Annotated in this window: 17 protein-coding genes; 6 read left to right on the forward strand and 11 right to left on the reverse strand. The window is 69.4% G+C overall.

Annotated elements, in window-relative coordinates; all coding sequences use genetic code 11:
* Positions 1–187: 187 nt before the first annotated feature.
* Positions 188–883: a response regulator transcription factor gene (locus G8A07_RS12355; RefSeq protein WP_195797276.1), complete on the reverse strand. Its 696-nt coding sequence runs from the start codon at positions 881–883 to the stop codon at positions 188–190.
* A gap of 103 nt (positions 884–986) precedes the next feature.
* Between G8A07_RS12355 and G8A07_RS12360 the strand changes: the two genes are divergently transcribed.
* Positions 987–3032, forward strand: coding sequence for a sensor histidine kinase (locus tag G8A07_RS12360; protein ID WP_195797277.1), 2046 nt, complete (start codon positions 987–989; stop codon positions 3030–3032).
* Positions 3033–3059: 27 nt separating this feature from the next.
* On the opposite strand, the gene G8A07_RS12365 is transcribed toward G8A07_RS12360, so the two are convergent.
* The 10 genes from G8A07_RS12365 to G8A07_RS12410 all read right to left on the reverse strand — a co-directional run bounded on the left by G8A07_RS12365 (position 3060) and on the right by G8A07_RS12410 (position 12582).
* Positions 3060–4190 (reverse strand): phospholipase A, encoded by a 1131-nt coding sequence (locus tag G8A07_RS12365; protein ID WP_249937315.1) that lies wholly within the window; start codon positions 4188–4190, stop codon positions 3060–3062.
* 93 nt (positions 4191–4283) lie between these two features.
* A complete protein-coding gene (locus G8A07_RS12370; protein ID WP_195797278.1) occupies positions 4284–5051 on the reverse strand; it encodes an ABC transporter ATP-binding protein in 768 nt (255 codons plus the stop codon).
* A gap of 3 nt (positions 5052–5054) precedes the next feature.
* On the reverse strand, positions 5055–6176 hold the full coding sequence (locus tag G8A07_RS12375; RefSeq protein WP_195797279.1) for a succinylglutamate desuccinylase/aspartoacylase family protein: 1122 nt from the start codon (positions 6174–6176) through the stop codon (positions 5055–5057).
* Between the two features lie 22 nt (positions 6177–6198).
* The gene (locus tag G8A07_RS12380) at positions 6199–6885 is read right to left on the reverse strand and encodes an ABC transporter permease (RefSeq protein WP_195797280.1); all 687 of its coding nucleotides are present in this window, start codon (positions 6883–6885) and stop codon (positions 6199–6201) included.
* A 22-nt stretch (positions 6886–6907) separates the two neighbouring features.
* On the reverse strand, positions 6908–7600 hold the full coding sequence (locus tag G8A07_RS12385; RefSeq protein ID WP_195797281.1) for an ABC transporter permease: 693 nt from the start codon (positions 7598–7600) through the stop codon (positions 6908–6910).
* A 142-nt stretch (positions 7601–7742) separates the two neighbouring features.
* A complete protein-coding gene (locus G8A07_RS12390; RefSeq protein ID WP_249937316.1) occupies positions 7743–8504 on the reverse strand; it encodes an ABC transporter substrate-binding protein in 762 nt (253 codons plus the stop codon).
* A gap of 95 nt (positions 8505–8599) precedes the next feature.
* Positions 8600–9571: an alpha/beta fold hydrolase gene (locus tag G8A07_RS12395; RefSeq protein ID WP_195797283.1), complete on the reverse strand. Its 972-nt coding sequence runs from the start codon at positions 9569–9571 to the stop codon at positions 8600–8602.
* 65 nt (positions 9572–9636) lie between these two features.
* Positions 9637–10425 (reverse strand): sulfurtransferase, encoded by a 789-nt coding sequence (locus G8A07_RS12400; RefSeq protein ID WP_195797284.1) that lies wholly within the window; start codon positions 10423–10425, stop codon positions 9637–9639.
* A gap of 56 nt (positions 10426–10481) precedes the next feature.
* Positions 10482–11609 (reverse strand): diguanylate cyclase, encoded by a 1128-nt coding sequence (locus tag G8A07_RS12405; protein WP_195797285.1) that lies wholly within the window; start codon positions 11607–11609, stop codon positions 10482–10484.
* A 31-nt stretch (positions 11610–11640) separates the two neighbouring features.
* The gene (locus tag G8A07_RS12410) at positions 11641–12582 is read right to left on the reverse strand and encodes a peptidylprolyl isomerase (RefSeq protein ID WP_195797286.1); all 942 of its coding nucleotides are present in this window, start codon (positions 12580–12582) and stop codon (positions 11641–11643) included.
* A 142-nt stretch (positions 12583–12724) separates the two neighbouring features.
* On the opposite strand from G8A07_RS12410, the gene dnaE reads away from it, so the two are divergent.
* The 5 genes from dnaE (at position 12725) to G8A07_RS27720 (ending at position 21301) form a co-directional block, all read left to right on the forward strand.
* Positions 12725–16243 (forward strand): DNA polymerase III subunit alpha, encoded by a 3519-nt coding sequence (gene dnaE, locus G8A07_RS12415; RefSeq protein ID WP_195797287.1) that lies wholly within the window; start codon positions 12725–12727, stop codon positions 16241–16243.
* A 196-nt stretch (positions 16244–16439) separates the two neighbouring features.
* The gene (locus tag G8A07_RS12420) at positions 16440–17309 is read left to right on the forward strand and encodes a Crp/Fnr family transcriptional regulator (protein ID WP_195797288.1); all 870 of its coding nucleotides are present in this window, start codon (positions 16440–16442) and stop codon (positions 17307–17309) included.
* Between the two features lie 90 nt (positions 17310–17399).
* Positions 17400–18743 carry a sigma-54 dependent transcriptional regulator gene (locus tag G8A07_RS12425; RefSeq protein WP_195797289.1) on the forward strand — a complete coding sequence of 448 codons (1344 nt, stop codon included), beginning with the start codon at positions 17400–17402 and terminating at the stop codon, positions 18741–18743.
* Positions 18744–19105: 362 nt separating this feature from the next.
* Positions 19106–20845, forward strand: a complete 1740-nt coding sequence (locus G8A07_RS12430) for a hypothetical protein (RefSeq protein WP_371816444.1) — start codon at positions 19106–19108, stop codon at positions 20843–20845.
* Positions 20846–20923: 78 nt separating this feature from the next.
* Complete coding sequence (locus G8A07_RS27720; RefSeq protein ID WP_213086272.1) at positions 20924–21301, forward strand: hypothetical protein; 378 nt, start codon at positions 20924–20926, stop codon at positions 21299–21301.
* Positions 21302–21307 lie beyond the last annotated feature (6 nt).

The raw sequence follows: 21307 nt of genomic DNA on the forward strand, positions 1-21307 counted from the left end.
TGCGGGTCGATCGTGGGGAGCAGGGGCCGGGCCGGTATCAGCCCATGGGCTGGCGGGCCGGATCAGCGGGCGGAGCTTGTGTCATGCCCTCAGGGTAGGCATGGGGTGGGGCGCGAAACTGAGCGTTTCTGAGCGCCGAGGATGCTGGTGGTGCCGAGCGTGGTTTTGTTCACGCTTGCCGCCTGGCTCAGGGCCGGATCAGCGCTCGGGCGTGGAAGCGATAACCGGCATTGCGTGCGGTGTTGATCGGCAGCGCCAGGCCGGTGGCCTCGTTGACCTTGCGGCGCAGGCGCCGCATCTGGGTGTCCAGGCGGCGCTGGTCGTAGCTGAGGAAATCCTCGCCCAGCGCCTCGACGATCTGCTGGCGGCTGGCGATCTGGCCGGCACCGCGCATCAGCTCGTGCAGCACGATCAGGTCCTGCTCGGACAGCGCGATCGGTCCGAAACCCGGCGGCAGCAGGCGCCGCGGGCTCAGCTCCAGCACCCAGGCCGCGTTCGGCTGCGGCGCGCCGCCGCCATCGCCGAGGCGGCGCGACAGCGCGCTCAGGGTGGCGGCCAGCTCGTCCAGGTCGGAGGTCTTGGCCAGGTAGTAGTCGGCGCCGATGTCCAGGCCGGCAACCCGGTCGCGCGTCGCGCCGCGTGCGGTCAACACCACGATGCCGAGCCTGTCGCCGCGCGCGCGCAGCTGCTGGATCAGGGTCAGGCCGTCGCCATCGGGCAGGCCCAGGTCGATCAGCGCGATGCCATGGCGAGTCGGGTCGTAGCGGCGCTGGAAGCCCTCCAGCGAGGACTCGGCATCGACCCGGTAGCCGCAGCCGGCCAGGAACTCGCTCAGTTCCTCGCGCAGCACGGCCTCGTCTTCCAGCAGGATCACATCACGCATGGGGCAAGGGTAGGGGCAGGCGAGGGCAACTGTCTGAGCGTTTCTGAGCGCATCCGGGGCGCGATTGTAGGCAGGCCGCGGCCGGCCCCGATAATGCGCGCCGATGAAAAACTGGCTTGTGTTGCGGTGTTGGGGGCGGATCTGCGGCTGGCTGGCCCTGTTGGGGCTGGTGGGCCTGTCGGCGCTGGCCCAGGCCCAGCCGCCGCTGCGGCTGGACCCGGAGCGCGCGCTCTCCAGCGGCGGGCATCTGGCCATGCTGCGCGACCCGGAAGGTCGGCTCGAGGCCGAGGCGGCCGCCGCCGCGCCCGGCTGGCGCGCGCTGCCCGGCCCGCTGAACATCGGCTACACCAACGATGTGATCTGGTTGCGCCTGGTGGTGCAGCGGCCGGCGGGCGCCGCGCCGGACTGGCTGCTGCAGTTCAGCCATGCCCTGCTGGACGATGTGCGCCTGTTTCGCCAGGACGAGCAGGGCCAATGGCGGCTCGCGCAGCGCTCCGGCGAGGACGTCGGCCGCGGGCATTGGGCGATCGATGCGCGCAATGTGCTGCTGCCGCTGCGGCTTCCGGAGCAAGAGCCGGAGACCCTCTTGCTGCGGCTGCGCACCAAGAACGCGATGTCGACCTACCTGACCCTGATGACGCCCGAGGTCCATACCGGCCGGATCTGGCGCGAGTACCTGGTCTATGGTCTGGGCTTCGGCTTCGGCCTGCTGCTGATCGCCTTTCACCTGCTGTTCTGGCAGATGACGCGCGAGCGACTCAGCGCCTGGTACCTGCTGTATGTGTCGAATGCGCTGTTGGTCGAGGCCCTGACCGCGGGGCTGCCGCAGCAGCTGTTCGACATGCCGGTCTGGCTGTCCGACCCGATGCTGGGCCTGTCAATGTGCGCCGGGCTGGCGATCGGCATCCGCTTCGCCGGCATGCAGCTGGGACTGGACCAGCGCTGGCCGGGCTTCTTCCGCTGGAGCCTGCGCGTCGTGACCGGGCTGAGCCTGGTGGCGGCGGTGCTGGTGCTGACCGGACGCAACGGGGCCGGCATGCTGGCGATGCAGCCGGTGGCGATGCTCAGCATCGTGCTCCTGCTCGGCGCGGCCTGCTGGCTGCTGCCGCGCGACAAGGGGCAGGCACGCGCCTTCCTGCTGATCTTCGGCGTCTACTACGCCGGCGTGCTGCTCAGCTTCGTGCGCAATTTGGGTTGGCTGCCGACCAATGTCTGGACCAACAACGTGGCCGCCCTGGGCACCTTGCTGCACATGGTGCTGATGAGCATGCGGCTGAACCGGCGCTACGACCAGGAGCGGCGCGACAAGGAGAGCGCGCAGGCCCGCATCGTCGAGATCGTCGGCAAGCACAACGAGCGTCTGGAGCAGGCGGTACGGGCCCGCACCACCGATCTGCGCCAGGAGATCGCGCAGCGCGAGCGGCTCGAGCAGGAGCTGCGCGCGGCGCTGGAGACCGAGCGCCGCGCCAAGCAATCGCAGCTGGACTTCGTCGCGATGGTCTCGCACGAGTTCCGCACGCCGCTGGCCATCATCAACACGACCGCGCAGCAGATCGCGCGCAACCTGGACGCGGTGCGCGAGAAGACGCTGGCACGCTGCATGAACCTGCGCAGCGCCGCGCAGCGCATGGCGGCGCTGGTGGACGAGTACCTGACCGCCGACCGCATGGACACCGGCCAGTCCCCGTTCCAGCCGCGCGACTGCGAGCGCGAGGAGCTGGTCGATCTGCTGGACGACCTGGTGGCGGACTGGCCCGAGGGGCGGGTCCTGCTGCGCGACGAACAACAGCTACCCGAGCGCCTGCACTGCGACCCCGGCCTGCTGCGCGTCGCGCTGCGCAATCTGCTGGCCAATGCCGACCGCCATACCGAGCCGGGCCGGGTGATCGAGCTGCAGGTGTTCAGCCCGACGCCGGGCGGCCTGAGCCTGCGCGTCAGCAACCCGGGCGACGAGGTGCCGGCCGACGAGGTGCCGCGCCTGTTCGAGAAGTACTTCCGCGGCCGCCAGGCCCTGCAGGCCCCGGGCGCGGGCCTGGGCCTGTACCTGGTGCGCCAGATCGCCGAGATGCATGCCGGCCAGGCGCGGCTGGAGAGCGCCGGGCGCGGCGAGCCGGTGCGCTTCCGGCTCGATCTGCCGCTGCCGGCTTAGGGCCTGCTGCCGTAGCGTTAGCAGGCCCTAAAACTGCAGAAAGCTCAGTCCCGCGCCGATGCTGGTCTGGCGGAAGTTGTAGTCGGTCAGGGTTTCGCCATAGCCGCGGAAGGCCTGCACATACCAGCGCAGGCCGTTGGGCTGGTCGGCGTAGACCGGGTAGGTCCATTCCAGCTGCAGCGCGCCGTACTTGGCGACATCGCGCAGGGTGGTGCGGTAGAGCAGCTGCAGGGTGTGCGGGCCATGGGCCCAGTTGAACTGGAACTCGCTGCGGCCGCGGTAGTTGACCAGGTCCGGGTTGTTGTCGGTGGCCAGCGGTTCGTTCAGGCGCTTGGTCATGCGCGCGATGATGGACCAGTCGCCGCGCTCGAAGCCGGCCGCCAGGTTGATGCGGTTCCAGCTGCGCGACAGCGGGTCGGACTGGCCGTTGGACTGGTGCGCGATGCCGACCTGCGCATAGCGCCATTGCCAGTCCAGCGGCAGGCGGCGCAGGCCCTTGGGCGTCGGCACGATGTAGATCAGCTCGGGCTCGTAGTCGCTGTTGCGGAAGGGCTTCGAGTCCTTGCCGTTCCAGATCTGCCACATCGCTTGCTGGGTGTAGGCGGCCCAGAGGTCGGCGCCGGGCAGCAGCAGGTCCTGCGCGAGCTTGGTGCGCAGCGAGAGCTGGAACTTGGCCTCCTCGCGCCGGTAGTTGGGCAGGGGCACGGTCTCCTGGCTGGGCGAGGTGGGGGCGCGGTTGATGCGGCTGGTGATGTGCAGCGGCATCACGTAGTTGGGCCGGTAGCCGACGAAGTTGAAGACGCCGCGCTTGTGTTCGGGTTCGAGCTCCCAGTACTTGGACAGCAGGCTGTGGCGCCCATCGTCGCCCTCGGCCGCGGCGACCGACAGCGGCGCGCCTCTGGGCGCCAGCAGCGAGGTCGACACGCTCGGGGCCGGCACCGCGGCACTCGCTGGCTCGGCCGTTGGCGCGGTCTCAACGGCGCGGCCCATCGCCCGGTCGTAGCAGGCCAGGCGGTCGGTCGGCGCGCCGATCGCCGCGCATTCCTCCAGCGCGGCCTGGCTCGGCAGCGCGGCGGGCTGGGCCGCCAGTGGTGAACCTGCCGCAAGCAACAGTGATGGCAGCAGCGCGCGGCGCGCGGCGGTCGTCATGTTCGGCATCTGGTCGTCCTCTCCTGCCATTGCGGCCTCGTGATCCGGCCGGCAGTGTAGAGGGCGGCCGACGGCGGGCCTGTTACGTGCTGTAGATGCCGTTTACTTGAGACCGCCGCTGAGGAACTGCTGCAGGCGCTGGCTCTGCGGGCGCACCAGCACCTCGCGCGGGTTGCCCTGCTCCTCGACCTTGCCCTGGTGCAGGAACATGGTGTGGCTGGAGACCTCGCGCGCGAAGCCCATTTCGTGGGTGACGACGATCATCGTGCGGCCCTCGGCCGCCAGGTCGCGCATCACCTTCAGCACCTCGCCGACCAGCTCCGGGTCCAGCGCCGAGGTGGGCTCGTCGAACAGCATCACCTCCGGCTCGACGGCCAGCGCGCGCGCGATCGCGACGCGCTGCTGCTCGCCGCCGGAGAGCTGGGCCGGGTAGACCGCCTTGCGGTGGGCGACGCCGACGCGCGCCAGCAGGGCCTCGGCCTTTTCCAGCGCCTCGGCCTTGGGCACGCCCAGCACATGCACCGGCGCCTCGATCACGTTCTCGATCACGGTGCGGTGGCCCCAGAGGTTGAAATTCTGGAACACCATCGCCAGGCGCGCGCGCCAGCGCTGCAGCTGCTTGGCATCGGCGGCCTTCAGGCTGCCGTCGCGGTCAGGCGTCAGCGCGAGCTGCTCGCCGCCCAGCGAGAGCGTGCCCCGGTGCGGCTGCTCCAGCAGGTTGATGCAGCGCAGGAAGGTGCTCTTGCCGCTGCCGCTGGAGCCGATCAGGGTGACCACGTCACCCTTCTTGGCGGAGAGGGAGACGCCCTTGAGCACCTCGCGCTCGCCGTAACGCTTGTGGAGATCGCTGACGATCAGGCTGTCGCTCATCGTTCAGTCTCCCAACAGTTTGCCGGTGCGGCGGGCATCGAGGCCGGCCACCTTGGCGATCTTCATGCCGGCCCGCACGAAGCGCACCGAGTCGCGCGCGAACAGCAGGCCGTCGACCGGGCTGCGCAGCTCGGTCACGCCATTGCCGATCGGGTCGATCACATGGGCCAGCACCTCGCCGGCCTTGACCATGTCACCGGGCTGGCGCAGGAAGGTCAGCACGCCGGCCACCTCGCTCTTGATCGGCATGCTGCCGGCCAGCGGCCGCGCATCGCCCTGTGATTCGGGCAGGGCCGGCTTGGCGCCGGCGATCAGGCCGCGCCAGGTCAGGAAGTCGATGATCTGCTGCGCGTCGCGTTCGGCCAGCGCATGCTCGACATCGGCCTGGCCGCGCAGCTCCACCGTCACCGACAGGCAGGCCTGCGGGATCGGGAAGCGGCCGGCGAAGCGCTGCGCCCAGCGCCACCAGGGCTGCGAGCAGATCTCGTCGAAGGGCTTGTCGCCGGAGTCCTGCGCCAGCAGGGTCAGGCGTGCGCCGAGGAAGCGCGCCAGCGGCTCGCAATCGGCGGCGCAGGGCGTTTCGGTGTAGAGATGCATCACCGCCTGGGCGTCGCAATGCAGGTCCAGCACGATGTCGGCGTCGCAGGCGAGGGTCATCAGGGTGCGGCGCAGCGACTGCAGCTCGGTGTCGACCGGGCTGGTGTCGATCGCGCGCCGCAGCGCCTCGCGCAGCAGGCGGGTGTTCTGCACCGGGTCCTGGCCAAGGCGGGCCTCGACGGACTGGGCCACCGCGTCGATCTGGTCGGGGTAATGGCGGTTGAAGTTCTCGCCCGAGTTGGCCTCGAAGCGGCCCAGATGGCCGTGCAGCAGATGCTGGGACAGGCCGATCGGGTTGGCCATCGGCACCAGCACGATCTCGCCGGCGATGCGGCCCTCGGCCTGCAGCGCCTCCAGGCGGCGGCGCAGATGGTGGGCGACCAGCATGCCGGGCAGCTCGTCGGCATGCAGCGAGGCCTGGATATAGGCCTTGCCGGCCGCGCTGCCGGCCTGGCCGTAATGCAGCGAGATCAGCTCTCGCTGGGTGCCCGGGGCGGGCGAGAGCAGGGGATGTCGGAGGGTTTGCATGGGACAGGGAATCAGCGCGGCGTCAACGCGGCATCAGGGGCCGCAGCCAGCGGCGCTCGGCCGCGTGGAACAGGCCGACCAGGGTCAGGGTCAGCAGGAAGTAGAACACCGCGGCGGTGATGAAGGCCTCGAAGGGGAGGTAGTAGGTGGAGTTGACCTGGCGCGCGGCGCCGGTCAGGTCCATGACGGTGACGATGCTGGCCAGCGAGGTGCCGTGCAGCATGAAGATCGCCTCGTTGCTGTAGGCCGGCAGCGCGCGGCGCAGCGCCGAGGGCAGCACGATGCGGCGCAGCATCACCCAGCGGCTCATGCCCAGGGCCTTCGCCGCCTCGATCTCGCCGGCGGGCAGCGACTTGATGCTGCCGGCGATGATCTCGACCGTGTAGGCGCAGGTGTTGAGCGCGAAGGTCAGGCAGGCGCAGAACCAGGCCGAGCTGAAGTAGGGCCACAGCGCGCTCTGCTGCATCCACTCGAACTGGGCCAGGCCGTAGTAGATCAGGAACAGTTGCACCAGCATCGGCGTGCCGCGGAACACATAGGTGTAGAGCCAGATCGGCCGCGAGAGCCAGGGGTTGGGCAGGGCGCGCAGCACCGCCAGCGGGATCGCGAACGTGAGGCCCAGCGCCAGCGAGATCAGCAGCAGCTCGAAGGTGGCGACGGCGCCGCTCAGATAGAGCGGCAGGTTCTCGGTGATGACTTCCAGATTCATGAAGGGAGGGGCTGGGCGGGGGTCAGAGCTTGCCCTGGCGCTGGCCGACGGCGAAGCGCTTCTGCAGCCGGTCAAACACCAGTTCCGAGACGCTGGTGAAGACCAGATAGATCACGGCCACGGCGGCATAGAAGACGAAGGGCTCGCGCGTCGCGCCGGCGGCCTGCGAGCCGCGCGTCATCAGGTCGAACAGGCCGATCACCGAGACGATCGCGGTGCTCTTGATCAGCACCAGCCAGTTGTTCGACAGGCCCGGCAGCGCATGGCGGAACATCTGCGGGAAGCTGATGCGCACGAACACCTGCCAGGGGCTCATGCCATAGGCCAGGCCGGCCTCGCGCTGGCCCGGCGGCACCGCCAGGAAGGCGCCGCGGAAGGCCTCGGTCAGGTAGGCGCCGAAGATGAAACCGATCGTGACCACGCCGGCCAGATAGGGGTCGATGTCGATGTATTCCTCGTGGCCCAGCGCCAGCGCGATGTGGTTCACCGCGACCTGGCCGCCGAAGAAGATCAGCAGCATCAGCACCAGATCCGGCACGCCGCGGATCACGGTGGTGTAGAGATAGGCGAGGGCCTTGGCCCAGCGCCAGCGGGAGAGCTTGGCCATCGCGCCGGCCAGGCCGAGCACCATGGCCAGCGCCAGGGACGCCAGGGCCACGCTCAACGTGACCAGCGCCCCTTGCAACAAGCTCGGCAGAAATCCGTGCAAAAACATAATTCGTCCATCAGCCCACGCCCTCGATGAGCGCCCGGCACAGCCGGCGCGATTCATCGAGTGACGTCCGGGGATCCGGCTTTGCCGGGCCCTCGGACGTGCCCCCTTGAGGGGGCCGGCGCAGCCGGTAGGGGGTGGTCCGTTACTTCGGCGCGATGTCGTACTCGAAGTACTTGTCGTTCAGCTTCTTGAAAGTGCCGTTGCTCTTCAGCGCGCCGATCGCGTCGTTGAACTTCTTGGCCAGGGTCTTCTCGTCGGCCTTGCGCAGGCCGACGCCGACGCCGGCGCCGAAGTACTTGGGATCGGTGTAGCTCGGGCCGATGAAGGCGAAGCCCTTGCCGGCCGGGGTCTTCAGGAAGCCCAGGTCGGTGGCGACCATGTCGGCCACGGTGGCGTCCAGGCGGCCCGACTTCAGGTCCAGGAAGACCTGGTCCTGGGTGGCGTAGCGCACGATCTCGGCGCCCTTGAAGGTGTCGGCGGCGAACTTCTCATGGATGGTGGCGCGCTGCACGCCGACCTTCTTGCCCTTCAGGCCGGCGGGCGAGATGTCCAGCTTGGCGTCGGCCTTGGCGGCCAGGCGGGCCGGGGTGCTGTAGTAGGGGGCCGAGAAGGCGATCGTCTTCTTGCGTTCGTCGGTGATTGACACCGAGGCGATGATCGCGTCGATCTTGCGCGCCTGCAGGGCCGGGATCAGGCCATCGAACTCCTGCTGCACCAGGGTGCACTCGGCCTTGATCTCGGCGCACAGGGCCAGCGCGTAATCGATCTCGAAGCCCTTGAGCTTGCCGTCCGGGCCGACCTCGGAGAACGGAGGGTAGGCGCCCTCGACGCCGATGCGGATCTTCTTCCACTCGGGGGCCTGGGCCTGGACGGCGGTGGCGGCGCTCAGGGCCAGGGCGGCCACGGCGATCAGAGATAAGCGTCGTTGCATAGGATCTCCAGAGTATGTGCGGATAGCGTAAGGGATTGAGTGTTGCATGGCCCGGCGCGCGCCGGGCATCAGGGTTTGAGCGAATGCAAAAACTGCTGCAGCGCCGCCACGGTCGTGGCCGGATCCTCCTCCTGCGGCAGGTGGCCCAGCGGCTCGAAGACCTGCAGCCGGCTGCCCGGGATCGCGCGGGCAAAAGCCTCGCCCTGGGCCGGCGGCAGCAGCCGGTCGCGCCCGCCCCACAGGATCAGGGTCGGCTGGCGCAGCGTGCCCAGCTGTTCGAGATGCTGGCCGGGGCGCTGCTGGCGCAGCGCCTGCACCAGGGCGGCGCGGTTGCCCTCGCGCAGGGTCAGCTCGAAATGGCGGTCCACCACCTCGGCACGCAGCCTGGCCGGCACGCCATAGGCCTCGCGCAGCTGCTGCTCGACCACGCGGCGCGGCAGCAGGCCCGAGGCAATCAGTTCCAGGCCCGGCAGGCGCGCCAGGCGCAGCGCCGTCGGCTCGACGCCGCCCGGCCAGGGCTGGCCGGCGGGATCGACCAGCACCAGCGCGGCCACGCGGGCCGGTTCCTCGGCCGCGAAGCGCCAGGCCAATTGGCCGCCGCTCGAATTGCCACCCAGCACCACCTGCGGCAGCTGCAGCCGGTCCAGCAGGCGGCGCAGGAAATCGAGGTAGGCGGCCTCGCGATAGTCACCGTCGGCGCTGGGGCCGGTCAGGCCGAAGCCGGGCAGGTCCAGCGTGATCACGCGCCGGCCCTCGGCCCGCAGCGCGGCGGCCCAGCCCTCCCAGGTGTGCAGGCTGGAGCCGGTGCCATGCAGCAGCAGCAGCGGCCGCGGATCGGCGCGCGGCCCCTCGTCGCGGTAATGCACCAGCTGGCCGTCCAGGTCCAGGAAGTCCGAGGGCGGCGGCGCCCAGCGCGCCACCAGGCTCTCCAGCGGACGCTCCGGCGCGCGGAAGGCGGCCAGGCCCAGGGCCAGGCCCAGCACCAGCAGGCCGGCAAGGCGCAGCAGCCAGCCGCCGGGACCCAGGGGTTCGCGCTTCATTCTTCGGGGCGGTCGCTTGTTACTGCTTGCGGATCGCTCGGCCGGCCGGTCTCTTGCTCGCTCGCTCAGGGGGCCCGGTGGGCCTCGCTGGCGGGACGCTGGATCTCGGTGGCCGGGGCCAGCCCGGCGTCCAGCGCCTCGCGCTGGTCGAACACAAAGCAGCTGCCGCGGTAATGGGCGCCGTCGGTTTCCTCGAAATACTTCAGGATGCCGCCTTCCAGCTGGTAGATCGGCGTGTCCGGCAGTTCCTGCTGCTGCAGGTAGATCGCGGCCTTCTCGCAGCGGATGCCGCCGGTGCAGAAGCTGACGACGGTCTTGCCCTGTAGCGCTTCGCGGTGCTGCTGCACCGCCTCCGGGAACTCGCTGAACTTGCCGATGCGCCAGTCGATCGCGTTCTCGAACGTGCCGTAGTCGACCTCGAAGGCATTGCGCGTGTCCAGGGTGACGACCGGGCGGCCGTCGTCGTCATGGCCCTGGGCCAGCCAGCGCGCCAGGGTCGCGGCCGGCAGCGCCGGCGCGCGCTCGGCGCGGTCCGGCCGGATCGCCGGGTGGTTCATGCGGATGATCTCGGGCTTGACCTTGACCAGCAGCTTCTTGAACGGCACCGCCTCGCTCCAGCTCTCCTTCGGGCTCAGGTCGGCGAAGCGGACATCGGCGCGCAGGGTGTCGACCCAGTCGCGCACCGCGCTGCCCGGCCCGGCCAGGAACAGATTGATGCCTTCCTCGGCCAGCAGCACCGTGCCCTTCAGGCCCAGCGCCTGCGCCCGCTCATGCAGGCGATCGCGCAGCGCATGGCAATCGGGCAGGCCGACGAACTTGTAGGCCGAGATGTTGAGGATGGCGGGGTTCTGCATAGGAAGGGCAGGATTGTAGGCAAAGTGCGCCCATCGCCCGGCTCGAGTGCTGTTCGTTACTCTGTTTCGACCCGGTTGCGCCCCAGGGTCTTGGCGCGATAGAGGGCGATGTCGGCGCGTCCCAGCAGGGCGTCGGCGCTGTCGCCGGGGCGCCAATGGGTCAGGCCGAAGCTGGCGCTGCGGGCGCGGGTCAGCTCGGGCGGCGGCAGCGCGACCTGGGCGCGCAGCTGCTCGGCGCGCTGCCGCGCCTGTGGCGCCTCGGTGTCGGCCAGCAGCAGGCTGAACTCCTCGCCGCCATAGCGGAAGACCCGCTCCCCGGGCCGGCCGTCCAGGCTCAGGCGGCGCGCGAAGTCCTGCAGCGCGTGGTCGCCGGCATGGTGGCCGAAGCGGTCGTTGATGGCCTTGAAATGGTCGACGTCCACCATCATCACCGCGAAGGCGCGCGAGCCGCGGGCGGCGCGCTCCAGCGCCTCGTGCAGGGCCTGGTCCAGCGCGCGGCGGTTCGGCAGCCCGGTCAGCTCGTCGGTCAGCGCCTGCGCGCGAGCCTCGGCCTCGGCGCGCGCCTTGCACAGGTGCAGGAAGCCCAAGTTGGTGACGATGATGAAGACGAAGGAGAACAGGTAGACCGGCAGCTGCCAGCCCGGCGGCAGGTCCAGGTAGCGGGCCGAGCCGGCGTTCAGCCACATCGCCAGCGCGCGCAGCGGCAGCAGCAGGCCCATCAGCAGGTAGAACAGCGCGACCAGGCGCTGGATGCGCTGCAGCGCCGGTGCCGGTTGGCGCCACAGCAGGCGCGCGTTGAGCAGCTGCAGCAGGCCGTAGGCAAAGCCGTTGAAGATGGTCGAGGCGACATAGTGGCTGCCGCTGAGGGCGGCCACCAGGGTGACGAGACCGACCATCAGGGCCAGGCCCGGGAGATGCCAGGGGCGGCCGAGGAACTGCCGCAGCGCGACGAAGAACAGCGCGACGCTCAGGCCCCCGGCGGCATTGGCCAGCACCGCGGACAGCAGCGGCGGCAGCTGCCCGGCCGCGGCCAGCAGCATATAGGCAATGCCCTGGGCGCTGACGCCCAGGGTCCAGGTCCTCAGGCCGTTGTGCCGGTCGGCCGGGCCGCGCGCGACCCACAGGATCGCGGCAATGGAGAGCAGGGCGCAGGTCTGCGCCAGGAACAGGGTTCGCAGGTCCACGCTGGGGGAGGGAACTTCGTCGCGTGGCGCCTCAGGGGACCGGGCGGGTCGGCACGCTGGCGCTGCAGACCTCGATATGGCCGGGGCTGTGCACGAACCAGCCACCGCGGTGGCGGCGTGCATCCAGCAGCGCGGTCCAGGTCTTGCTGTCGGTACGCAGCACCTGCAGGGCCGGGCGCTCGGCCTCGGGCATGTCGGTCAGCAGGCGCACGCGCTGGATCGCGCTGCGCTGCTCGGCCTGCTCGTAGAAGCCCATGTTCGGGCCGCCGCGCGGCAGGCTGGCCAGCAGCTCCATGCCCTTGAGTACGCGGCCGACCACGGTGATGTTCAGGTCCAGGCCGCGCGGCGCATGGCCGATCACCGCATAGAGCTCGGCGCCGGTGCTGGAGTCAATCGCATTGCCGCGGCCGGCGCCGACCATGCCGTAGCAATGGGCCAGCCAGGCCTTGTTGGCCTTGGGATCGGCGGCCACGGGAAAACCGTCGACGAAGCCGGTCTGTGGCGCCCAGCCGTCGACATCGGGCAGGCGGGTCAGCGGCAGGCCTTGGTAGGGAATCGAGAACTCGGCCGGGATCTTGGCCTCGGCCTTGCCCAGCGGGCGGGCCTTCTTCGGATCATCACCGTCCGGGTCGCCCCATTGAGTGACGAAGTTGTCCTGCACCCGCACCACGGCCAGACCGTCGTAGAAGCCGCCGCGCGCCAGGCTGCGGATATTGGCGACATGGCGCGGCGCGAAACGCGGCGCCAGCTCGATCAGCACCTGGCCCGGGCCGCGCGGGCCCTGCAGCTCCATCAGCAGGGTGCTTTCCGGATCGAGCGCGCGCCAGTCGCCCGCGGGCGACTGGGCCAGCACCTCGGCGCTGCTGAGCGGCGGCGGCGGCTGGGCCGGCGCGGCAACGGGAGCGGCAATGGCGGAAATGGCCGGCAGCAGCAGCGCGGCCAGCGCGGTCGGGAGCAGGGCGGTCTTGGGCATGGGGCGCGAGCATAGCCGCCTTGCCGGCGCTTGTGGCGCGGCCGTTGGCCGGCGACGACGAGCTCTCGGGTCAATCCACGCATGGCTTTTGCCTGACGGCGAAAGCCCGAGGGCGGCTCGGCCCACTCTCTACAATTGGCAGATGGCTTTTGTTCACCTGCGCACCCATACCGAGTTTTCCGTCGTCGACGGCACCCTGCGAACCGACGATGCCGCCAAGGCGGCGGCCAAGGACGGGCAGGTGGCGCTGGGCCTGACCGACCTGGCCAATCTGTTTGGCGGGGTGAAGTTCTACAACGCCTGCCGCAAGAGCGGCGTCAAGCCCATCCTGGGTGCCGACTGCTGGCTGGAGCCGGAGGCTTCGGACAAGTCCTCGACCCGCCTGCTGCTGCTGGTGCAGAACATCCAGGGCTATCTGAACCTGAGTGAGCTGCTGTCGCGCGCCTGGATCCAGAACGTGGTGCGCAACCAGGCCTGCGTCAAATGGGAGTGGCTGGAGGAGCTGGGCGAGGGCCTGATCTGCCTGTCCGGCGCGCAGTTCGGCGGCCTGGGCCAGGCCCTGCTGATGGGCGACCAGGCCAAGGCGCGCGACTGGGCGCAGCGCCTGGCCGCGATCTTCCCGGGGCGTTTCTACATCGAACTGCAGCGCGCCGGTCTGCCGGGCCAGGAGGCGCTGGTGCGGGCCAGCGTACCGCTGGCGGCCGAGCTGCAGCTGCCGGTGGTGGCAACGCACCCGATCCAGTTCCTGGCCGAGGAGGACTACGACGCCCATGAGGCGCGCGTGTGCATCGCCGATGGCGAGACCCTGGCCAACCCCAAGCGGATCAAGCGCTTCCTGCCGGGCCAGTACTTCCGCAGCCAGGCGGACATGGAGGCGCTGTTCGCCGACATCCCGAGCGCGATCGCCAACACGGTGGAGATCGCCAAGCGCTGCAGCCTGACCCTGGTGCTGGGCAAGCCGCAGCTGCCGAACTTCCCGACGCCGCTGCTGGAAGACGGCAGCAAGATGCCGATGGCGGACTACTTCCGCAAGCTCTCCTTCGAGGGCCTGGAGGACCGGCTGAAGCTGCTCTACCCGGACCCGGCCAAGCGCGAGGCGCAGCGCCCGCGCTATGTCGAGCGCCTGGAGTTCGAGCTGGAGACCATCATCAAGATGGGCTTCCCCGGCTACTTCCTGATCGTGGGTGACTTCATCAAGTGGGCGAAGATGAACGGCTGCCCGGTCGGCCCGGGCCGGGGCTCCGGCGCCGGCTCGCTGGTCGCCTATGTGCTCCTGATCACCGACCTGGACCCGCTGCAGTACAACCTGCTGTTCGAGCGTTTCCTGAATCCCGAACGCGTCTCGATGCCCGACTTCGACATCGACTTCTGCCAGGGTAATCGCGACCGCGTCATCGAGTACGTCAAGGACAAGTACGGCCGCCCCGCGGTGAGTCAGATCGCCACCTTCGGCACGATGGCGGCCAAGGGCGCGCTGCGCGATATCGGCCGGGTGCTGGGCATGGGCTTTGGCCATGTGGACTCGATCGCCAAGCTGGTGCCGGCGCCGCCGGGCAAGACCGTGACCCTGGCCAAGCTGCCGCCGGACTTCGACCCGGACAAGGCCAAGATGGTCTACGCCCGCCACGAGTCGCCCGAGATCGAGGAGCGCGAGCGCGAGGACGAGGAGGTCGCCGGCCTGCTGGGCCTGGCGGCGCGCGTCGAGGGCACGGTGCGCTCGATCGGCATGCACGCCGGCGGCGTGCTGATCGCGCCCGGCAAGATCACCGATTTCTGCCCCCAGTATCAGCAGCCCGGCTCGACCAGCGCGGTGAGCCAGTACGACAAGGACGACGTGGAGGCGATTGGCCTGGTGAAGTTCGACTTCCTGGGCCTGGCCACCCTGACCATCCTGGAGCTGGCCAAGGATTTTATCGTTGCGCGCTATCCGGAGCAGAAGGACTTCGCCTTCGAGAAGATCCCGCTGGACGACAAGAAGACCTACAAGCTGTTCTCCGACGGCCTGACGGAGTCGGTGTTCCAGTTTGAATCGAGCGGCATGCAGAAGATGCTGAAGGACGCGAAGCCCTCGCGTCTGGAGGATCTGATCGCGCTGAACGCGCTGTACCGCCCGGGTCCGATGGACCTGATCCCGACCTTCGTTGCGCGCAAGCATGGCAAGGAGGTGGTCGAGTACCCGCATCCGTTGACGGAGCCCGTGCTGGCCGAGACCTACGGCATCATGGTCTATCAGGAGCAGGTGATGCAGACCGCCCAGGTGCTGGGCGGCTACAGCCTCGGCGGCGCCGACATGCTGCGCCGCGCGATGGGCAAGAAGAAGGCCGAAGAGATGGCCATGCACCGCGAGATGTTCCGCAAGGGCGCCGCGGAGAAGGGCATCGACCAGGACAAGGCCGACGAGGTCTTCGACCTGATGGAGAAGTTCGCGGGCTACGGCTTCAACAAGTCGCACGCCGCCGCCTACTCGCTCTTGGCCTATCACACGGCCTGGCTGAAGGTGCATTTCACGGCGGAGTTCTTCGCCGCGAACATGACCATCGAATCGGACGACACCGACAAGCTCAAGGTGCTACTCAACGATGCCAAGCTGTTCGGCATCGAGTTCGAGCCGCCCAATGTCAACCTGGGCGTGCACCGCTTCGAGCCGCTGGGCCCGAAGCGCGTCAACTACAGCCTGGGCGCGGTCAAGGGCACCGGCGTCGGCGCGATCCAGGCGATCGTCGCGGCACGCAACGAGGGTGGGCCCTTCAAGAGCTTCTTCGATTTCTGCGTGCGGGTGGACCGCAAGCAGGTGAACAAGCGCGTGGTCGAGGCCCTGATCAAGGCCGGCGCCTTCGACGCGCTGGAGCCCGACCGCGCGCGCCTGCTGGCCAGCGTGGCCCTGGGCTATACCTATGCCGACAACCTGCAGGCCAACGCCAACCAGGGCGGCCTGTTCGACTTCGACGACAGCACCCATGGCTCCTCGACCGCGGAGCCGCCGCTGGTCGAGGTGGCGCCCTGGAGCATCAAGGAAAAGCTCAGCCTCGAGAAGACTGCGATCGGCTACTACCTCAGCGGCCATCTGTTCGACCAGAGCGGCGAGGAGGTGCGCCGCATGGTCAAGCGCCGCATCGCTGAGCTGCAGGACAGCCGTGAGCCGGTGATGGTGGCCGGCATCGTCAGCGACATGCGGGTGATCAACGGCAACCGCGGCCGGGTCGCGATCTTCAAGCTCGACGACAAGAGCGATGCGATCGAGGCAGTGGCCAACGAGGAGCTGCTGAACGCCAACAAGGAACAGCTGGCCGAGGACGAGCTGATCATCGTCTCGGGCAAGGTGCAGAACGATCGCTTCTCCGGCGGCCTGCGCATGAACATCCAGCAGATCTGGAGCCTGACGGCGGCGCGCGCGCGCTTCGGCCGCTATGTCTACCTGCCGGTCAAGAGCAGCTTGCCGCCGCTGGCCGAGGTCGTGAAGACCTGGCCGGCGCGCAAGGTGGAAAGCGAGCAGGGCACGGTCAGCCAGGGCCTGAAGGTGCAGACCCACCATTTCCTGGCCCAGGGCCAGGCCAGGCTGGATCTCGGCGAGGACAGCCGTTTCTGGCCCTGCGACGAGGCGCTGCAACGCTTTGCCGAGCTGAGCCCGGAGCCCGCACGCATCGTTTACGAGGTCGAGTAAGGGGCGTGACGAGGGCGCGTGTCCCCTGCTCCCGTCACATGAAGCGAGGGGTTGCATCGGACCGGGCTTCGCAGGATGCTTCGCGGCTCAGGGACTGGTGGCCGCATCAATCGCAGGCGTGCACACAGAAGGCAGGTCGGGAACCCCGGGGTTCCCGTGGCGTCTTGCGGGCGGCCGTAGCGGGCAAGGAGATGCCATGGACCAGTCTCGCTGGCGCGCCGGTGCAGGCCGTGCCGATCTTGGGCCACATCACACCGATCCCGGGCGCCATGCCTGCCTCTCGGACCTGCTGCGCCTGATGGATGCGGCCGAGGAGGCCGATGCCGGCAGCGATGGCTATCCGGTCCGCGGTCTACCGGTGTCCGCCGGCGCCGTGCTGTTTCGCGAGGGCAGTCCGGCCCAGTCCATCAGCTTCGTGACGCGCGGGGCCTTCAAGGTCTACCGCACCGCCGAGGACGGCTACGAGCAGGTGCTGAGCTTTGTCGGCCGGGCCGAGGTCCTGGGCTTCGACGGCCTGTGCCGTCGCCAGCATTCCAGCACAGCGGTAGCTCTGGAGGACGCCGCGGTCTTCACGCTGAGCAATGCCGAGATCCTGGGGCTGGAGACCCGGGTGCCGGCGCTGAACCGCATGCTGCACCGGGCCGCCAGCCGGCAGCTGCAAGGCTGCGGCGATGTGGTCGAGCTGATGGCGGCGGTGGCGGCCGAGGTGCGCCTGGCGCGTTTCCTGGTGCAGCTGTCCGATCGCATGCAGGCCTGCGGGCAGTCACCGCTGCGGCTGTTGCTGCGCATGTGCCGGCGCGACATCGCCAGCTATCTGGGCCTGGCCCATGAAACGATCAGCCGCTCCTTCAGCGCGCTGGTCGACTGGGGCTATCTGCAGGTCGACAACCGGGACATCGACATCCTCGACCTGGAGCGTTTGCGGGAGCTGGCGCGCAACACGCGCGGTCTGGTCGGCCTAAGCGTGCGGCGCCATGCGGATCCGGCCATCGCGGCGCGCACACCGGTCCGCTCCAACCCGGCGATCCGCCGGTCGCGGCGCGGCGATGCCCTCGATCTCACTTGATTTAGGGACATGCAAACCCTGCCCGCTTGCGTTCACTCAATGGCCAAACCCGGTTGAAAGGCATGCTGCCGGCCTGAGGTCGGCAAGAAGATGTGCGAGAACCGGGTGATCTGCATCGCTGATGAGGCATCGGCCCATGAAGGGGTCTATGCCCTGCTGCGCGAGGCCGGCTGGGAGGTCCATGTGGCGGCCAGCGAGGCCGCTGCGAACCGGCTGTTGCAGAGCCGGGACTTCCTGGTCGGGCTGCTGCTGGCGCTCGAGCCGGCCGAGGGCCAGCTGGAGCAACTGCAGGGTTTCGTGGAGATGCACAGCGCGCAGGCCTGGGTGGGCGCCTTCGGCCAGCGATCGCTGAGCTGCCAGACCTGCCAGCGCCTGATCCTCGATCACCTGTTCGACCATCACACCTTGCCGGCCGATGGCGAGCGCCTGCTCCAGACCCTGGGCCATGCCAGCGGGCATGCCGCGCTGCGCCGCGCCTCGAGCGCCGGGCCGCCGCCGCGGCTGGCCGACACGCCCATCGTCGGCCAGAGCCCGGCCATCGGCACCTTGCTGCGCCAGATCCGCCGCGTCGCCCAGGTCGATGCGCCGGTGCTGATCAGCGGCGAGAGCGGCAGCGGCAAGGAGCTGGCGGCGCAGGCGATCCAGAAATACTCGGCGCGGGCGGATCGTCCCTTCATCTCGATCAACTGCTGCTCGATCCCGGCCGCGCTGATCCAGTCGGAGCTGTTTGGCCATGTGCGCGGGGCCTTCACCGGTGCCGACCGCGACAAGCGCGGCCTGTTCGAAGCGGCGGACGGCGGCATCGTGTTCCTCGACGAGATCGGCGATCTGACGATGGAGCTGCAGGTCAATCTGCTGCGCGTGCTGCAGGAGCGCACCATCATGCGGGTCGGCACGACGCAGAGCCTGCGGGTGGATGTGCGCATCATCGCGGCCACCCACGTGGACCTGCAGGCGGCGGTGGCGGCCGGCACCTTTCGCGAGGACCTGTACTACCGGCTCAATGTGCTCCCCCTGCAGGTGCCGCCGCTGCGCGAGCGGCGCGGCGATATCGAGTTGCTGGCGCGCCACTTCTTCGACCAGTTCGCGACCGACCGCAGCCCCGGCCTGCGCGGCTTCAGCCAGCGTGCGCTGAGTGCGATGGCCGCGCATGACTGGCCCGGCAATGTGCGCGAGCTGATCAACCGCGTGCGGCGCGCGATGGTGATGGCGGAAGGGCGGGTGATCACGCCGGCGGACCTCGGTATCCAGCCGCCGGAACGCGAGGCGAACGGCTGGGAAGCGCTGGACGACGCCCGAACCGAGGCGGAGCGCGTCGCGATCTTCCTGAGCCTGAATCAGGCCGGCCAGAACGTCACGCTGGCGGCCAAGCAACTGGGCGTCTCGCGCGCGACCCTGTACCGCCTGATGGCCAAGCACGACATCGGCAATTGACGGTACCTCCGGATCTTCAAGCCGCAATATGTGTCATGGGCGAAACACCCGTCGCAAAGCCTTGCAACTGGCCGGGTCGTCCCGCCAAGTGACTGAATCCTGAGGGATTCCGAAGCGGTTGCTCGGGTCTCTCGGCCGGCCCCCGACGCGGCGGCCCAGCGCGGCGTCTCAGGCTTGAGACAACTCGAACCGGTCCGACGCGCATGGCGCAGCGCCGAGTCCCGGAGTCAGCAGAATTCTTCTTATGAATCAATGGTTTGGATTCGGAATCTGGCATGGCATCAATCCTGCATAGAGCTTGCCGGTTGGCCCTCGTGCCAATTTGCGCAGGACTCACTCACTCAACAAGCAAGGAGCGATCTATGACAACGATGAGAAAGACGGTCATCGCCGCAGCGATCACGCTGGCCTTTGGCGGTGCGAGTACGGTGTGGGCCAATCCGGTCAACAACAACAATGCTGACACGGCCGACTCGGTCACCCAGTCGGCGGCGGCGACCTCGACCCAGACGAACAACACCGGGCCGACGGCGAACGAGTATTCCAAGGCGGTGCAGGACAACAGCACCAGCACGGTCAACAAGACCAACAACAAGACGGTCAACAAGACCAGCACCAGCACGAAGACGGTCAGCAAGACCGACACCCGCACGACCAGCATCGACAAGTCGGGCGACAACCGCGAGAACTCCGGGCGCGCCGCGGCGGATGGTTCCGGCACGGCGGCCGCCAACAACGGCGCGACCAGCACCGCCAATCTGACCAACTCCTTCAACCACAGCAAGGCCGTCGCCAGCAGCAAGCTGGAAGGCTCGGTCTCCAATGTGACCGTGTATGGCATCGGCAATACCGCATCGAATGGCGGTAGTGTCAGCGGCGGCGCCGGTGGCAAGGGCGGCGCGGGCTATGGCGGCGATGGCCGCGGCGGTACCGGGGCCGGCGGTACTGGTGGCTCGGGCGGCTCGGCGGGCGATGGCGGCTACGGCGGCAATGGCGGCAGCGGCGGCGATGCCAACAACGGCAGTGCCTCGGCCGGCAATGCCCGCAATGGCAGCGCGATGAACGGCTCGGCACGCGCCGGCAGCGGTGGCGATGGCGGCTCGGCCCGCGATGCGAGCGGCGGCCGCGGCGGCAGCGCCGGCAGCATCGGCGGTTCGGCCGTCTCAGGCAATCTGCAGGACACCGGCCATGCGAACTCGGACAGCAAGGCCTCGGGCGGCAGTGCGTTGTCGGGCAGCAGGTCCTCGGGCGGTTCGACCGATGCCTACAACAAGTCCAGCGGCGGCAGCAGCGGCGTGGCCGGCATGGCCAAGGGCGGCTGGAGCGCCGCGGGCAGCCTGGCCGGTGCCGGCAGCGGCGGCGGCGGCGGCGGTGGAAGCGCCGGCAGCGGCGGCAATGGCACCGAAGGCGGCGGCGGCGGCGATGGCGGCGCGACCGGTGCCGGCACTGGCGGCGCGGGCGGCGCGGGGACCTCGGGCGCGGCGACCGCCTCCGGCGGCGCGGGCACGAACAGCGGCACCAGCAGCGGCGGCGCCGCCACCGGCAGCGCTACGGCCAGCGGCAGCACCAGCGCCAGCACCTCGTCCAGCACCGGCGGCGCGGGCAGCAGCGGCGCGGCGACCTCGACCAGCGGCAGCAATACCGGCACATCCTCCTCGTCCGGTGGTGCCGCGACCTCGACCGCGGGCAGCGGCGCGCAGGCCACCAACAACGGCGGCGGCGGCGGCTCGGGCGGCTCGGCCACCAATGGCAGCGCCACCAATGGCGGCGCCTCCACCTCGGCCTCGAATGGCAGCGCCACCGCCGGCAACGGCGCCACGGGCGCGGTCGGTGGCAGCGGTGGTCAGGGCGGCCAGGGCGGTGACGGCGCGGGCGGCCAGGGCGGTGCCGGCGCGGGCGGCGTCGGCAACGGTGCGACCGGCGGCGCTGGCGGCAATGGCGGCACGCTGGCGGTCAGCGCCGGGGTGTTCAACATGTCCAACGCGATGACCAGCGTCGGCATGTCGGCGGCCGGCATCATGGTGGCGGCACAGAACAGCGGCATGGCGGCCCTGGTGCAGCAAAGCGTCAACGTGCAGGCCAACCTGAACGTCGGCAAGTAGCAGCGCAAGCGGCTGGAAGCGCGCCATGCCGGGGCCGTTGTCCCGGCATGGCGCCACCTACGAGAAAGCAGGTGTGCCATGGGCAATCACCACAGGTTTGCGGTACTGCCGCTGTTTGCTTTGCTGGGTGGTCTGGCGGGTCAGGGGCTGGTGCTGGCGCAGGAGGTCCTGCAGACCCCCGCGGTCCCCAGCCCGGCGCTTGCCAACAACCCGCTGCAGGCGCGGCCGCTGGATGCGCAGCGGCTGGGCGGGCAGCGCGGCGGCACCGACACCTTCAACGACATGAGCCTGCGCGGCGTGGTGGCCGACAACCGCGCGGTCAATGTCTCGACCGGCGGCAACCTGGTCAGCCAGGGAGCCCTGTCCGGCATGTCGGGCGTGCCGATGCTGGTGCAGAACACCGGCAACAACGTGCTGATCCAGAGCGCGACCATCATCAATGTTCAGCTCAAGTAGCCAGCG

This window comes from Roseateles sp. DAIF2 (assembly GCF_015624425.1).
Classification (GTDB): domain Bacteria; phylum Pseudomonadota; class Gammaproteobacteria; order Burkholderiales; family Burkholderiaceae_C; genus Kinneretia.